The organism is Lentzea rhizosphaerae, from assembly GCF_042649515.1.
GTDB classification, from domain to species: domain Bacteria; phylum Actinomycetota; class Actinomycetes; order Mycobacteriales; family Pseudonocardiaceae; genus Lentzea; species Lentzea aerocolonigenes.
The window spans coordinates 25,358-40,632 of sequence record NZ_JBHRZI010000017.1 but is presented as its reverse complement, the minus strand read 5'-3'; the positions used below and the strand labels follow the sequence as shown (position 1 = coordinate 40,632).

11 protein-coding genes are annotated in these 15,275 nt (G+C 68.8%); 7 read left to right on the top strand and 4 right to left on the bottom strand.

Going from position 1 to position 15,275, the window contains the following annotated elements; translation table 11 throughout:
- Nucleotides 1–114: 114 nt before the first annotated feature.
- Nucleotides 115–4,461: a ricin-type beta-trefoil lectin domain protein gene (locus ACFOWZ_RS21770; RefSeq protein ID WP_382375256.1), complete on the top strand. Its 4,347-nt coding sequence runs from the start codon at nt 115–117 to the stop codon at nt 4,459–4,461.
- Nucleotides 4,462–4,497: 36 nt separating this feature from the next.
- Here the strand turns inward: ACFOWZ_RS21770 and ACFOWZ_RS21765 are convergent, their stop codons facing one another.
- Complete coding sequence (locus ACFOWZ_RS21765) at nt 4,498–5,571, bottom strand: YihY/virulence factor BrkB family protein (protein ID WP_382375254.1); 1,074 nt, start codon at nt 5,569–5,571, stop codon at nt 4,498–4,500.
- 168 nt (nt 5,572–5,739) lie between these two features.
- On the opposite strand from ACFOWZ_RS21765, the gene ACFOWZ_RS21760 reads away from it, so the two are divergent.
- A complete protein-coding gene (locus ACFOWZ_RS21760; RefSeq protein ID WP_382375829.1) occupies nt 5,740–7,425 on the top strand; it encodes a DEAD/DEAH box helicase in 1,686 nt (561 codons plus the stop codon).
- Nucleotides 7,426–7,698: 273 nt separating this feature from the next.
- Here the strand turns inward: ACFOWZ_RS21760 and ACFOWZ_RS21755 are convergent, their stop codons facing one another.
- The gene (locus ACFOWZ_RS21755; protein WP_382375252.1) at nt 7,699–8,490 is read right to left on the bottom strand and encodes a class I SAM-dependent methyltransferase; all 792 of its coding nucleotides are present in this window, start codon (nt 8,488–8,490) and stop codon (nt 7,699–7,701) included.
- 47 nt (nt 8,491–8,537) lie between these two features.
- Here ACFOWZ_RS21755 and ACFOWZ_RS21750 point away from each other — a divergent pair, with 47 nt between their 5' ends.
- The 5 genes from ACFOWZ_RS21750 (at nt 8,538) to ACFOWZ_RS21730 (ending at nt 13,893) form a co-directional block, all read left to right on the top strand.
- Nucleotides 8,538–9,113 (top strand): TetR/AcrR family transcriptional regulator, encoded by a 576-nt coding sequence (locus tag ACFOWZ_RS21750; RefSeq protein WP_382375250.1) that lies wholly within the window; start codon nt 8,538–8,540, stop codon nt 9,111–9,113.
- Between the two features lie 195 nt (nt 9,114–9,308).
- The gene (locus ACFOWZ_RS21745) at nt 9,309–10,433 is read left to right on the top strand and encodes a sugar ABC transporter substrate-binding protein (protein ID WP_382375248.1); all 1,125 of its coding nucleotides are present in this window, start codon (nt 9,309–9,311) and stop codon (nt 10,431–10,433) included.
- A gap of 73 nt (nt 10,434–10,506) precedes the next feature.
- On the top strand, nt 10,507–11,280 hold the full coding sequence (locus ACFOWZ_RS21740; RefSeq protein WP_382375246.1) for an ATP-binding cassette domain-containing protein: 774 nt from the start codon (nt 10,507–10,509) through the stop codon (nt 11,278–11,280).
- 20 nt (nt 11,281–11,300) lie between these two features.
- Complete coding sequence (locus tag ACFOWZ_RS21735) at nt 11,301–12,731, top strand: sugar ABC transporter permease (protein WP_382375244.1); 1,431 nt, start codon at nt 11,301–11,303, stop codon at nt 12,729–12,731.
- 4 nt (nt 12,732–12,735) lie between these two features.
- On the top strand, nt 12,736–13,893 hold the full coding sequence (locus ACFOWZ_RS21730) for an ROK family protein (RefSeq protein WP_382375242.1): 1,158 nt from the start codon (nt 12,736–12,738) through the stop codon (nt 13,891–13,893).
- A gap of 60 nt (nt 13,894–13,953) precedes the next feature.
- Here the strand turns inward: ACFOWZ_RS21730 and ACFOWZ_RS21725 are convergent, their stop codons facing one another.
- Nucleotides 13,954–14,133: a DUF7455 domain-containing protein gene (locus ACFOWZ_RS21725; protein ID WP_030464836.1), complete on the bottom strand. Its 180-nt coding sequence runs from the start codon at nt 14,131–14,133 to the stop codon at nt 13,954–13,956.
- Nucleotides 14,134–14,549: 416 nt separating this feature from the next.
- On the bottom strand, nt 14,550–15,092 hold the full coding sequence (locus tag ACFOWZ_RS21720) for a helix-turn-helix domain-containing protein (RefSeq protein ID WP_382375240.1): 543 nt from the start codon (nt 15,090–15,092) through the stop codon (nt 14,550–14,552).
- Between the last annotated feature and the right edge of the window lie 183 nt (nt 15,093–15,275).

Below are 15,275 nucleotides of genomic sequence, written 5' to 3'. Positions count from 1 at the left end.
TGTTTCACGCTGGGGGCGGCTGTCGTCGCAACGCCGGGTTGGGCGGCGCCGCCGCCCACGGGTGCCAGACCGGACGTGGTGAATTCCGCGGGCGATGCCAGACCTGGTCAGGCAGTGCCGAAGGACGCGAAGGGCCGCAGCCTCGTCTACGTCGAGGGCCCGCAGGCGGACCAGCTCAAGACCGCCGTGACCAAGGCGGGAGGCGTGGTCAGCGGCGAGTCCGGCGGCCGGGTGAAAGCCGCCGTGCCCAAGGACAAGCTGGACGCGGTCGCGAGCCAGCCGGGTGTGACGGAGGTGCGGCTGCCTGATCGTGCGGTGCCGATGGCGATCACGTCCGAGGGCGTCATCGCCGCGAAGGCGAACCTGTGGCACGACGCGGGAAAGAAGGGTGCCGGCGTCAAGGTCGGCATCATCGACGTCGGCTTCGGTGACGTCACCGCCTCGCAGACTTCGGGTGACCTGCCGGCGAACATCACCATCAACAACGACAACTGTCTCGATGCCGCCGAAAAGCCGCTGCACGGCACCGGTATCGCCGAGATCGTGCACGACGTGGCGCCCGAGGCGCAGCTGTTCTTCGCCTGTATCGAGGACACGTTCAGCTTCGACCAGGCCGAGACGTGGCTGCGGCAGCAAGGCGTGCAGGTGATCTCGTCCGCCGTCGGGTTCCTGGCGCCGGCCGGTAGCCGTGGTGACGGCACCGGCGATGCCGGCAGTCCCGCCGAGGTGGTCAAGCGCAGCCGGCAGGCGGGAATCCTGTGGAGCGTCGCCGCGGGCAACCAGGCACGGCAGCACTACGCCGGCAAGGCGATCGACTCCAACAGCGACAGCTGGGTCGACTTCGGCATCTCCCGGCAGAACGGCTTCCCGCTGGACGCCGGTGCGACCGCCACGGTCGGACTGCGCTGGGACGCGTGGCCCAAGACCAAGCAGGACCTGGACCTCTACATCTCCACGTCCGAAAACGCGCCCACCGGCCTGAACGACCCCAACGTCGTCGCGGTGTCGTCGCGGTCGCAGAAGGACACGCCGGACGGCCTGGCGCCGACCGAGTCGGTGACCTTCCACAACAGCACCGGCGCCACGAAGACCTACTGGGTCTACGTGAAGAACCACAACGCCGCGCTCACCACGCCGATTGATCTCTTCGTCAACGGCCTCGGTCTCAACCAGCAGCTCCAGCAGTACACCGAGGCCGGCAGCATCGTCGAGCCCGCCACCTCGCCGCACGTGATCGCGGTCGGAGCGACCCGGCCCGGGTCGGGTCGCGTGCAGGACTACAGCGGTCGCGGTCCGACGGTCGACGGCAGGCAGAAGCCCGACATCACCGGCTACGACCAGGTCTCCACCAAGGCGATGGGTGTTCTTTCCGGCACCTCCGCGGCGACCGCGCACGTGGCCGGCGCGGCCGCGTTGTTCAAGTCGGCTAGCCCCGGCCTGGACGCGGGACAGCTGCAGACCGCTCTGCAGAACGCCGCGGATCCGAAGCAGGCCAACAACACCTGGGGCAACGGCTCGCTCAGCGTGGGGGCGCCCAGCACGCCGCCCACCGCGCCGGCCGGTTCGGCGTTCACGGTCGACTCGATTCCGGAGCGCGTGCACTCGGAGTCGTACAACGCGAACGAGGTCAAGACGCTCACGTTCCCCAACCTTCCCGGCGGCACGAACGCCGTCGCGATCACCGTGCACGCCAAGACCGACGGCACGAACACCGGCGACTTCGCCATCGAAGTCGGCACCGGTGACCTCGCGGCCAAGGACGGCAAGGTGCCGACGCTGTACGCGCGTGGAGACAGCAGGAACAGCTGGCAGTCGCTGACCCTGTTCGCGCCGTTGGACAACGCTCGCTCGTTGAAGCTGCGCCACCGCGGGGCCGGCAGGGTGTCGGTCGTGGTCGACCGCCTCGGGTACTTCAACCCCTCGACGAACGTGAGCACGAACACCTACTTCGCCAAGACGAAGCCGGAGCGAGTGCTCGACACGCGGGGCTTCGCGGGCAGCGCGCGCAACACTCCGCTCAACGCCACCGGCGGCGAGGAGCTCGACGTGCAGATCCGCGGTGTCGCGGGCGTGCCGGCGAACGCGAGGGCCGTGGTCGCGAACCTGACCGCCTTCGAGGCCTCGGAAGAGGCGCACCTGCACGCGCACGCGGGCATCGCCGCCCAGCGGCCGGGGACCACGTCCATCGCGGTGAGTCCCGGTGACCGGCGGACCAACCTGGTGGTGGTGCCGATCCGCTCGGACGGCAAGATCCGCCTGAGCAGCTCCGGCAACGCGCACGCGATCGTCGGTGCCGCGCTCGACGTCGTCGGCTGGTTCGCCGAGGACACCACCGGTGCGCGGTACGTGCCGATGACCGACTCGAGCCGCGTCGCGGACACGGCTGCCGGTAACGGACTCACGAAGGCACCCGTCGGGCACGGCCAGACGGCGTCGTTCCAGGTCGCCGGTGTTGCAGGGATCGATTCGGCGGCGACGACCGCGGCGGTCGTGCTGACCGGGCACGACGACCTGGTCGGCACTGAGCTCAGCGCCGTGGCGACCGAGGTCGGCTGGTCGGCGGCCAGCCAGGTGGGGACCCGCCGGATGGAGACGGCGGCCGGACTCGCGCTGGTGCCGTTGGGCAAGAGCGGCAAGCTCGGCGTGCGCAACGAGCGCGGGCAGACGCGCTTGACGGCCGATGTCACCGGCTACTTCGTCGGTGGCACCAAGGTGCCCGACAGCGGTGCCGCCGGGAACTGCGTGACCTCGCCGGACGGGCCGGGCTTCGGCAGCGCGTTCGACGGGCGGATCGAGTCCGGATTCGGTGGCTGGAGGTCGAGCGGTGCGGCGATGACCGTGGACGGGTGCGAGCTCGTCACGGCGGACGGCGTCGACGTCAACTGGTACGCGGCGCACACCTACGGCAACGAGTACACGATGAAGCTCGACTGGAAGGCCACCTCGGCCAACTCCGACTCCGGTGTGTACGTGCTGATCAAGAACCCCGGCACGAACGCGGGTGCTCCGGACACGTCCGCGGGGCACGAGATCCAGATCGCGCCGGCCGGCGCCACGGACCCGGTGCTGCAGACGGGTGCCGTCGTCGGTGTGAAGGGGCCCCAGGCGACGACCGCGGTCAAGCCGGTCGGCGAGTGGAACACGTTCGAGATCAAGGTGCGCTGGAACCAGGTGACGGTGTACCTGAACGGTGTGCTCGTCAACGAGTACGGTCGGCCCGACGCGACCACGGTGTCGCGCGAGACGTTCATCGGCCTGCAGAACGACAACGTCGGTGATCCCGTGCGGTTCCGCAACATCCGGGTCAAGCGGGACAGCCCCGTGCGGTCCGGTGAGATCAGGGCGCAGAACGATATGTGCGTCGACGTGCTCAACGCCGACGCGACCCTGCAGAAGATCCACATGGTGCCGTGCGTCGGCAACTGGGCCCAGACCTGGACGATGGTCGACGGCGCCATCCAGGCAGGCGGCCGGTGTCTGACAATGGCGAACGGCAACGCGCACGTGGTGGCCCAGCTTCTGGAGTGCAAGGGCCACGACCTCCAGCGGTGGGTCCTCCGCGGTGACGGCAGGATGATCACCCCGGAGTCGGGCCGGTGCCTCTCGCCGGTCAGCGCTGCCCAGGGCTCGGAGCTGGAGCTGCGCGACTGCGCGACTTCCGACTCGGCCCAGGTCTGGCGGGTGCCCGACCAGAACGGCAAATCCGGGCAGCTCGTCGGGCCCGGCGCCAAGTGCCTCGACGTGCCCAACAACCTGCCGTGGAACCATCGGGTGGGTCTCTACCCGTGCAACTCGACGGAGGCGCAGAACTGGACCGCGCCCGGCGACGGCACGCTGCGCGGTGGGGGCAAGTGCGTCGACGTGACGGACGGCAAGATCGCGGACGGCAGTGCGGTCTCGATCTTCGACTGCAACGGCTCACAGGCCCAGCAGTGGGTGTCGCAGCCGGACGGCACGCTGGTGAACCCGGTCTCCGGGCGTTGCCTCACGTCGGAGCCGCAGGACTGGGTGCAGATGACGATCAACGACTGCAACGCGGGACCGAAGCAGCGATGGCGCATGAGCGCGACCGCGGTGGCGTACGGATCGTTCGTCGGCATGGCCACCAAGTGCATGGACCTGTTGAACGCTCTGCCGGAAGGCCCCGTCAACCTGTACGACTGCAACGGCACCCCGGCGCAGCAGTGGTCGGTCGTCGGTGACGGGACCGTCCGCATCTTCGACCACTGCCTCGACATTCCGACCGGAGCCGAGAACGTGGGGGTCGCGCTGAACTCGTCCTGCCGCGGCAACATCGGCCAGGTGTGGTCGGTGCGGCCGGACGCGTCGGTGGTCAACACGTGGACCGGGATGTGCCTGGACGTCAGGAACGGGATCACCGACAACACCACGCCGTTGCAGATCCACCGGTGCAACGGCACTCCCGCGCAGCAGTGGGCCACGCCGGTGCGCCCGAGCTGACCCGAGAGGCGGTGAACACGGCGGGGGTGGCTTCGGCTACCCCCGCTGTTTTTCTTCCTCCGGGTGCTGACGCTGCTGCTGGATCTCCAGCCGATCGGTCAGCTGCGTGTCGGCGGGGGAGGGCGCCGAGTAGGTGTCGCTGTCGTGCCTGCTCTCCTCCCGGATGCGGGAGGCGGCGCGCTCCATCTCCAGCCTGCGCCAGCGGCGACGCTGGCGGCGGGTCATGCGGGCGGGCCACATGTCCTGGATGGCGCTGTTGAAGTACGCGCCGATCGTGATCGCGAGGCCGATGAAGAACACGAAGAGCAGGAACGCGATCGGCGTCGCCAGCGCGCCGTAGGTGTAGCCGGTGGTGGTGATCCACTGGATGTACAGGCGCAGGCCGATGGACGTCAGGATGAACACGGCCATCGCGAGGACCGCGCCGGGCAGCACGCGGTGGTACGGCAGTCTCCGCGGCAGCGCGACCTTGTAGAGCGCGGACAGCGACAGCACGAGCAGCAGCGCCACGCCGGGGTAGTAGAAGCGGCCCACCCACGTCGTGATGTAGGGCTGCCAGGACGCCGGGAAGAACTGCGGCAGGACGTCCGGCCCCAGCGCCAGGACCGGCAGGCCGACCACCAGCGCCACCAGCGACACCATGTACAGCAGCAGCGCGAAGATGCGCTGCCAGAGCTCGTTGCGCACGCCGTACTGGCCGTGGGCGACCGTGATCGCGTCGACGAACGACGACATGGCCGACGAACCCGCCCAGAGCGAGATCAGGAAGCCGACCGACACGATCTCGCCCTTGCCCGTGGTGAGGATCTCCGCGACCGTGGGCTGGATCACGCCGTTGACGACGTCCGCGCTGAAGATCGTCCGGGTGAATCCGATGATCTTCTCCTGGACGGCCGAGACGACCTCGGAGCCGAACCAGTCGCCGAGATAACCCATCGCGCCCAGCACGCCGAGCAGCAGCGGAGGGAACGACAGCGTCTGCCAGAAAGCCGCCTCGGCGGCTTCTGAGAAGATGTTGCCCTCCCACGCTTTCGACAGCGTGCGCGCGAGTAGGCGCAGCGGCCCCTTGCGGCCGGACCTGCGCGCGTCGTTGTCGGTAGGCGAACCCATCGCAGTGACAAGCATGGTGCATGGGGCCACGTTTCGCGGCATCGACGCCCGGAACAGGTAGAGTCACGGTGCCCTCGGCAACGGTCTGCCTGAGGGCAGTTGCATGTCCAAGCCATGTCTGACCTGCACAAATGAGGAGAAACACGTCTCGTGACAGCGACAGCAGCAATGCGACCGCTGCGGGCATGGCAGCGCCGGGCGCTGACCAAGTACCTGGCCGCGAAGCCCCAGGACTTCCTCGCCGTCGCCACGCCCGGCGCCGGCAAGACGACCTTCGGGCTCCGCGTCGCCGCCGAGTTGCTGGCCGACAGGACGATCGAGGCCGTCACGATCGTCACACCCACGGAGCACCTCAAGCACCAGTGGGCGAAGGCGGCCGCCGAGCAGGGCATCCAGATCGACTCGAACTTCCGCAACACCAACGCGATGACCTCCCGCGACTACCACGGCGTGGCCGTGACGTACGCGCAGGTCGCCGCCCACCCGACGCTGCACCGGGTGCGCACGGAGAACCGCAAGACGCTCGTGCTGCTCGACGAGGTGCACCACGGTGGTGATGCCAAGTCGTGGGGTGATGCGATCCGCGAGGCGTTCACGCCCGCGGTCCGCCGGCTGTGCCTCACGGGCACACCGTTCCGCTCGGACGACTCGCCGATCCCGTTCGTCGAGTACGAAGAGAGCAACGGCGGCTTCAAGACGTCCAAGGCGGACCACACCTACGGCTACTCCGACGCGCTGCGCGACGGCGTCGTCCGGCCCGTGCTGTTCCTGGCGTACTCGGGAGAGGCGTCGTGGCGGACCAGTGCGGGCGAGGAGTTCACCGCGCGCCTGGGCGAGCCGCTGACGCAGGAACAGACCACGCGGGCGTGGCGCACGGCCCTCGACCCGGCCGGCGACTGGATGGCGTCCGTGCTGCGCGCCGCAGACCAGAGGCTCACCCAGAAGCGCGAGAACGGCATCCCGGACGCGGGTGGCCTGGTGATCGCCACCGACCAGGAGACGGCCAAGGCCTACGCGCAGGTCCTGCACCGCGTGACGGGCCAGGTCGCCACCGTCGTCCTCTCGGACGACCCGAAGGCGTCGGGCAAGATCGCCGAGTTCGCCGCGACCAACGAACGCTGGATGATCGCCGTCCGCATGGTGTCCGAGGGCGTCGACGTGCCGCGGCTCGCGGTGGGCGTGTACGCGACGTCGTCGTCGACACCGCTGTTCTTCGCCCAGGCCATCGGACGCTTCGTGCGCAACCGCAAGCCCGGCGAGACCGCGTCGGTGTTCCTGCCGTCCGTTCCGGTGCTGCTCCAGCTCGCGTCCGAGCTGGAGGCGGAGCGCGACCACGTCCTCGGCAAGCCGCACCGCGAGAAGGACGGCTGGGACGACGAGCTGATGGCGGCCGCGAACCAGACCAAGGACGAACCGGGCGAGGACGAACGCGCCTTCACGGCCCTGGGCACCACCGCCGAGCTCGACCAGGTGATCTTCGACGGCTCGTCGTTCGGCGCGCCGACCATCGCGGGCTCGGAGGAGGAGCAGGAGTACCTCGGTCTGCCGGGGCTGCTCGAACCGGACCAGGTGCGCACCCTGCTGCTGCAGCGGCAGGAGGAGCAGATGGCCTCCGCGGCGAAGCGCCCGAAGGTCGAGGCGCCCGTGCGGGAGGCGAGGCCTGCCAGCGTGCAGGAGCGCCTCACGTCACTGCGCAAGGAGCTCAACACTCTCGTCGCGATGCACCACCACCGCACCAAGAAGCCGCACGGCAAGATTCACAACCAGCTGCGCGAGTACTGCGGGGGGCCGCCTACGGCGATGGCGACCATAGAACAGCTGGAAGAGCGGATCGCGACTCTTCGTTCTTGGTAGGGCGCGGGTCCTGTCGCCAGCGAGGTGCGGCGTTCTGCTGTCGTGTCCGCCGTGCGGGATCTCGTACGGGCTGGTTCTCGTGCTCGCGCCGCACTGACCGAGCCCCGCATACATCGTTGCTACTGGTAGGAGCCTCGAACACCTTTGCAATGAGTCTTTTGACTTCGTCCGCAAACGTTTTTTGCATCCGGGGTGTAGATCAGATAGGTGCCCTCGCCGATGTGGTGGCCCGAGGCGCGAACAGGCGTTTTGCGTGCGGTGATATCCGATATATCAGTTGCGGGTGACGGCGACGGCGAGGGTTTCGTAGTTCGACACGAAGCTGCCGCCGGCCGCGTCGATCGCCGCGCCCGCGCTGTCCAGCACCTCGGTGACCTGGTCGCTCGTGAGCAGGGCCATCGGGCTCATGGTGAGGATCAGGTCGAGGTACTCGGCGGTCGTGTAGGTCTGGTCCCACTCAGCGCTCCACTGCTGGGGATCGGTGAACTCCCCGGTGCCGACGAAGACGTCTGCTGTCTGCTGGCAGCCAGCGCGGTAGAAACCGATCGACTCCTCGCGGGAGTGGCCGACGCGGACCGGTGACTGGGGTGCCACGCGCTGGAAGGCGTCGGCGAGGGCCTGGGCGATCGGGTCAGGTGTGGAGAACACGTGCCAGATGGCCGCGAACACGCCGCCGGGGCGTAGCAGTCGGGCGACCTGGCGTACTCCTGCCTCCGCGTCGACCCAGTGCCAGGACTGGCCGGCGACGACGGCGTCGAACTCGCGGCCCGCCGGGTTCCAGGTCTCGAACTTCGACACCTCCACCGGGACGCCCGTGCCGCGGGCGAACTCGGCCATGAGCTCGTCGTGCTCGACGCCGATCACCTCGCACCCGGCCGCCAGCAGCTGGCGGGACAGTTTGCCCGTGCCGCAGCCGACGTCGACGACGCGCGGGCCGGGGCTGGCCGTCACGATCCGGCGCACCAGTTCGTCGGGGTAGGGCGGGCGGGTGCGGTCGTAGCGGGCGGCATCCGCGCCGAACGAGCCGGCGAGGCGTTTGCCGAGGTCATCGTCTAAAGTGGGCATGTGCCCACCATAGTGGGCGGGCGCCCACTCGGCTAGGAGGAACCAGCTTGCCCACCGGTGTGCACCTGCGTGACGTGCGGGAGCAGTTGTTCGGCGCCGCGGACCGGCTGCTGGTTCAGGGCGGGGCCAGTGCTCTCACGAGCCGTGCGATCACGGCCGAGGCCGGGGTCGCCAAGGGTGTGTTGCACCGGCACTTCGACGACTTCGACGCGTTCCTCGCGGAGTACGTGCTCGATCGCGTCGACAAGATGGACGAGCGGGCGAAAGCGCTGCTGGGGGCGGCGGGCACCGGCGAGGTCGTCGAGAACCTCGCCGAGGCGATCAGTGCGGTCTTCGGCTCGGTCGCCGTCGCGATCGTCGCCCTCGTGACGTTCCGGGACGACCTGCGCAGGCGGCTGCGCGAGACGTGGCCCGCGGGCGTTCCGGTGCTGACCGACGCCGCGATCATGATCAAGAACTACCTCGAACGCGAGCGTGAGCTGGGGCGTGTCGGCAAGATCGACGCCGACGGTGTCGCGCCGATGCTCATCGGCACGGCGCACCTTCTCTTCGCCGACCGCGACGCCCCGCCGGACGCCGAGGCCGTGCGGCGGATGGTCCGGTCTGTCCTGAACGTGCCGTAGCGATATCCGATATATCGGTGCTGGATGCAGTAGCGCGGTGGTAACGCTCTCACAACTCTGAGTCATCAAATTTCGCCACGGTTACCGCATCGTTGCGACTTAATCGATCCAGTGTGGTTCCGGTCACGCATATGTCGGGCATACGTTGTGCGCCACAACATTCTCTGTGACACAGCGCAGTGAAAGGGATGGCGGATGCGCAGCAAGACTCTCGCTTCCATCGCCGTTACCGCGGGCCTCGCCCTGGCGGTCTCGGCGTGCGGCGCCAACACGTCCTCCAACACCGGAGGAAGCACTGACTCGAACTCTGGCAGCGGCAATGGCGCGAAGGTCGGCGTGATCCTTCCGGAGACCGCCTCCTCCGCTCGCTGGGAGGGCTTCGACAAGCCGCTCCTCAAGGCCGCTCTGGAGAAGGAGGGGCTCGTCCCCGACATCCAGAACGCCCAGGGCGACGTCCAGAAGTTCAGCACCCTGGCCGACGGCATGATCAACGCCGGCGTCAAGGTCCTGATCATCGCGACGCCCAACAGCGAGGTCGGCGCCTCCGTGGCCAAGAAGGCCCAGGCCCAGGGCATCCAGGTCATCGACTACGACCGCCTGAACCTCGGTGGCTCCTCGTCCTACTACGTGTCGTTCGACAACGTGAAGGTCGGCGAGCTGCAGGGCCAGGGCCTCGCGGACGCGATGAAGAGCGCCGCACCGGGTGCCAACGTCATCGAGATCGAGGGCGCGCCGACGGACAACAACGCGACCCTGTTCCACGAGGGTCAGCAGAAGGTCCTCAAGCCGCTGTACGACTCGGGCAAGCTCAAGCTGGTCCAGTCCCAGCCGATCGACAACTGGGACAACCAGAAGGGTGGTCAGGTCTTCGAGCAGATCCTGACCAGCAACGGCGGCAAGGTCGACGGCGTCGTCGCCGCGAACGACGGTCTCGCCGGTGCGGTGATCACCGTCCTGAAGAAGGTCGGCCTGGCCGGCAAGGTTCCGGTCACCGGTCAGGACGCCACCCCGGACGGTCTGCAGGCCGTGCTCCGCGGTGACCAGTACATGACCGTCTTCAAGCCCATCAAGGACGAGGCCGAGGCCGCCGCCAAGCTGGCCGCCGCTCTCGCCAAGGGCGACACCGCCGGCGCCGACGCCCTCGCGTCCGGCAAGACGAAGGACGGCAAGGGCAACCGCGACGTCAAGTCCGTGCTGCTCACCGCCCAGCTGATCACCAAGGACAAGGTCAAGTCCGTGGTCGACGCCGGCTTCGTCAAGGCCTCGGAGATCTGCGTGGCCGACACCCAGGCCGCCTGCACCGAGCTCGGCATCAAGTAGGACCGCTTGCGTCGTGGCGGGGTGCGGACCTGCGCACCCCGCCTCGGCGCGTGGTAACCACGGAGGAAACCCAGTGAGCGAGCCGATTCTCGAGCTGCGCGGCATCAACAAGAGCTTCGGTCCCGTGCACGTCCTGCACGACATCGACTTCACCGTCAACCCCGGTGAGGTCACCGCGCTCGTCGGCGACAACGGCGCGGGCAAGTCGACGCTGGTCAAGTGCATCGCGGGCATCCACCCGGCCGAGTCAGGCGAGATCCTGTTCGAAGGCGAGCCGGTGCACATCAAGGGCCCGCGCGACGCCGCGGCGCTCGGGATCGAGGTCGTCTACCAGGACCTCGCGCTGGCCGACAACCTGGACATCGTCCAGAACATGTTCCTCGGCCGGGAGCGCACCAAGCGCGGTCTGCTCGACGAGACGGACATGGAGCAGGCGGCCCGCAAGACGCTGGCCTCGCTGTCGGTCCGCACGGTCAAGTCGGTGCGCACCCAGGTCTCGTCGCTGTCCGGCGGTCAGCGCCAGACCGTCGCGATCGCCAAGGCCGTGCTGTGGAACAGCAAGGTCGTGCTGCTCGACGAGCCCACCGCGGCACTCGGTGTCGCGCAGACGCGGCAGGTCCTCGACCTCGTCCGCCGGCTCGCGGAGCAGGGCCTGGGGGTCGTCCTGATCAGCCACAACATGAACGACGTGTTCGAGGTCGCCGACCGCATCGCGTGCCTGTACCTGGGCAGGATGGCGGCCGTGGTGGGGTCGAAGGACGTCACGCACGGCCAAGTGGTCGAGCTGATCACCGCCGGCCGTTCCGGTGACCTGGGCATCGCCCGCCCCGAGGCGGCGACGATCTGATGAGTTCCGAAGAGGCGAGCATGACCGACACCACCAAGACGCCCGAGCAGGAGACGCCGCAGCAGGGCGCAATCTCCGACTTCGGCATCGACACGACGTCGCAGTCCACCGGCGAGGCCGTGCGCGACTACTGGGCCAGGGTCCGCGGCGGCGAGCTCGGCTCACTGCCCGCGCTGCTCGGGCTCATCGTGCTGCTCATCGTGTTCAGCTCGTTGTCCGACACGTTCTTCACCCTCGGCAACCTCGCCAACCTGCTCCAGCAGGGCGCCAGCATCACGATCATCGCGATGGGCCTGGTGTTCGTGCTGCTGCTCGGCGAGATCGACCTGTCGGCCGGTACCGCGTCCGGTGTGACGGCGGCGGTGATGGCACTGCACCTGATCCACAACGGCAACCTGCTCGGCGGCATGGGCGACACGGTGTTCTACGTGTTCTGCGGCCTGATGGTGCTCGCGATCGTGCTCGCGGTGCTGATGAAGATCTGGGCGGGAGCGGCGCTGTCGCTGGTCGCGCTCCTGATCGCCGTCATCGGCATTCCCGCGAACGCCTGGCTCGAGATGCTGCTCGCGGTCTGCGTCGGCGCGGCCATCGGCTGCGTCACGGGCTTCCTCGTCGCGAAGGTCGGCATCCCGTCGTTCGTCGTGACCCTGGCGCTCTTCCTCGTCTGGGGCGGCGTCGTGCTGCAGCTCATCGGACAGGGCGGCACGCTCGGCCTGCGCGACGACACGATCTTCAACGTCGCCAACGGCAACCTGAACTTCGTGGGCTCGTGGGTGCTGTTCGTCGTCGCTGTCGGCGGGTACGCGGCGGTCGTGCTGACGCGGCACTTCTCCCGGCTGCGCAGGGGACTCGTCGCCCAGCCGACGTCGCTGGTGCTGGCCAAGATCGGTGCCCTCGCGGTGCTGGCCGCGGTCATCACCTACGCGCTCTCGCTGAACCGCGCGCCGAGCAACCTGATCGTGATCCAGGGTGTGCCGTACGTCGTGCCGCTGGTGCTCGTGCTGCTCGTGGTCGGCACGTTCGTGCTCGACCGCACCAGCTACGGCCGCCACGTCTACGCCGTCGGCGGCAACAAGGAAGCCGCACGCCGCGCCGGTATCAACGTCGAGCGCATCCGCATGAGCGTCTTCGTGATCGCCTCCTCGGCGGCCGCGATCGGCGCCATCGTGTACTCGTCGAAGGTCGGCTCGGTCGACCCGAACGCCGGTGCCGGCAACACGCTGCTGCTGTCCGTCGGTGCGGCCGTCATCGGTGGTACGTCGCTGTTCGGCGGCAAGGGCCGGCTGCGCGACGCGGTCATCGGTGGCGCGGTGCTCGCGATCATCCAGAACGGCATGGGCCTGCTCAAGCAGCCCGCCGCGGTCGTGTTCATCGTGACCGGCCTGGTCCTGCTGCTCGCCGCGAGCGTCGACGCGTTGTCCCGCCGCCGGGCTGCCACCGCGGCTCGATGACGAGGTGACTGGACCTACGTCCGGCACCCGTCCCGACGAGATCCGCAGGCACAACAGGACGGCGCTGCTGCGTCGCCTGCACGTCGACGGACCGTCCACCAGGGCGTCGCTCGCGGCTGAGCTCGGGCTCAACCGCAGCACGATCAAGGCCCTGGTGGACGGCCTCGCCGAAGCCGGAGTCGTCGCCGAACGCGTGCCCGCTCTGCGCAGCGGAGCGGGCCGCCCCTCCTTGCTGGTCCTGCCTCAGCCGAACGCGGCGGTCGTCATCGCGATCGACGTGCGGGTGGAGCACGTGGCCATGGGGTTCGTCGGCCTCGGCGGGGAGATCCTCGGGCGGGACAGCTGGAACCTGCACCGGACGCGTGATCCGGGGGAGGTCATCACGCACATCGTCGAGTCGGCGCGCCTCATGGCCGACGACCTCGACGCCACCGCGGTCGGTGTCGGCGTGTCGGTGCCGGGCGTCGTGCGCCGCGCCGACGGGCACGTGCACGAGGCCCCGAACCTGCACTGGACGGGCGTGGCGCTCGGCAAACGCCTGGAGGCGGTGCTGAAGCTGCCCGTTCAGGTCGGCAACGACGCGGAACTCGGCGCGCTCGCGGAACACGTGCGCGGCGCGGCGCAGGAGTCCTCGGACATGGTCTACATCTCCGCGGACGTCGGCGTCGGCGGCGGCGTGATCCTGTCGGGGCAACCGTTGCGCGGCTCCGGCGGGTACGTCGGCGAGCTCGGGCACATGGTCGTGAACCCGCGCGGTGGTCGTCGTTGCTACTGCGGCTGCGTCGGCTGCTGGGAGACCGAGGTCGGCGAACCGGCGCTGTGCCGGGCGCTGGGCCTGCCCGACGACGCCCCGCGCGGCGCTGTCGTCGCGGCACTGCGGGCACTGGACGACCCGAGCGTGCTGGACGAGTTCGCCGACTGGCTGGCACTGGGGCTCGCGAACATCGTCAACGTCCTCGGCCCGGAACTGGTCGTGCTCGGCGATCTCTACACGGCACTGCCGGCGTCAGTTGTGGACTCGGTGAGCACCGCCGTGCAGCAGCGCAGCCTCGTCTCACGCGCGGTCGGCGGAACCCAGGTCGTGACGTCGCCGCTGGGCCGTGACGCGAAGCTCGTCGGCGCCGCCGAACTGGCCTTCGAACCGGTCCTCGACACCCTCTAGAAGCGAAGGGGGCGGAGATCCCGAAGGATCTCCGCCCCGAGCGGCTAGGTGGGGTGGAAGTCAGCCCTGCTGAATCTCAGCAGCGAGCTCGCGCAGTTTCTCACTGTGTGCGCGGGAGTGGTGCCCGCAGAACAGCAGCTCGCCCCCGGACGGGAGAACAGCGCGAACCTGGGCAGCAGCCCCGCAGCGGTCGCAGCGGTCGGCAGCGGTCAACTCGGGGCGGGTGAGTGCTGCAGTCATGATGGATCTCCCTCCGTCCCAGCACCGCAAACGTTGTGTTTCGGTGCCCTCTTACCAAGCTGCGACCACGGCGCCCCTGGCTGGTGCGCGGTGCTCGCTGGCTCCACTCTGACAGACGTTCTCGCGATAGTCAGTGTTCCCGTGTACGTGGCGACTCGCGTCACTATGCGATTTACCCGTCTGTCGCAGGTTCACACCTCGGTTCGCCACCGGTTCACCGTCTTGACAGGCACTGTCCGCAACCGGAAACCCGCTGGTGGAGCAGTGGATTCAGGCCGTTCGGTCGGTTGCGTGCGGCCGGGAGTGTGATATTGGTTGCGCTTGTCCGCCCGCAGCGAACAGATCACGAACGTCCCACGATTCGGACGCGGAACCGTGATCACACTCCCGGCCGAACGCTAGCTCGGCACTCCCGATCAGCTCGCGAGGGCCGTGCTGATCGCCCGTGCGGCGTGCCCCACGGCCTCCCTCAGAGCGGTGGCGCTGCGGCCGTTGTCGAGGACCGCGGAGACGGTTCCGATGACGCTGCTGGACGGCGTGCGCACCGGTGCGCTCACGAACTCCATGCCCGCCGGCACCGTGGCGCCGGGCCGCAACCGGACCACGTCCTCGGCCCGCACGATGCTCGCCGCCGCGACGAGCACCCGGTCGCGGCGCGGCACCGCGAGGATCGTCGACGTTCTGATCGTCACGGACAACGCGCGCAACGGCTGCCGTGCGACCCGCAGGATGCCGGGGGCGGGCTCCCACGCCTGCCCGAACCGGAACATCTGCGCGCCGATGCGGTAGCGGCCGCGCACGTTCTCGACCGCGCCGAGCACCTCCATCTGGTCCAGAAGGCGGTGCACCGTCGTCTTCGGCATCTCGCACCGGTCGGCGAGTTGCGTGAGCCCCAGCTCACCCTCGTCCATCAGCTTGTCCAGCAGCGAGAAAGCCCCTTCGAGTACTGACCTGCCCATGTTTCCATCCCCCTCGTTCCGATCTCCGGAACTGTCCCTGTGCACCCCTCCGGCACAGCCACACACTGATGGTGTCGCGGGATGCATAGGCGGCACATGAGTACATGGGTACTCATCTTTTGCATGCGTTCGATCACGCCTGGTCACGGCGCCCCAGAGGAATCCACAGGGGAACCGGAACAA

Bases quoted from the DNA above. Each gene is read 5' to 3' on its own strand.
- ACFOWZ_RS21725 (WP_030464836.1), bottom strand. From the start codon at position 14,133: ATGACTGCAGCACTCACCCGCCCCGAGTTGACCGCTGCCGACCGCTGC.
- ACFOWZ_RS21765 (WP_382375254.1), bottom strand. From the start codon at position 5,571: ATGGGTTCGCCTACCGACAACGACGCGCGCAGGTCCGGCCGCAAGGGG.
- ACFOWZ_RS21720 (WP_382375240.1), bottom strand. From the start codon at position 15,092: ATGGGCAGGTCAGTACTCGAAGGGGCTTTCTCGCTGCTGGACAAGCTG.
- ACFOWZ_RS21755 (WP_382375252.1), bottom strand. From the start codon at position 8,490: ATGCCCACTTTAGACGATGACCTCGGCAAACGCCTCGCCGGCTCGTTC.
- ACFOWZ_RS21745 (WP_382375248.1), top strand. From the start codon at position 9,309: ATGCGCAGCAAGACTCTCGCTTCCATCGCCGTTACCGCGGGCCTCGCC.
- ACFOWZ_RS21760 (WP_382375829.1), top strand. From the start codon at position 5,740: ATGCGACCGCTGCGGGCATGGCAGCGCCGGGCGCTGACCAAGTACCTG.
- ACFOWZ_RS21735 (WP_382375244.1), top strand. From the start codon at position 11,301: ATGACCGACACCACCAAGACGCCCGAGCAGGAGACGCCGCAGCAGGGC.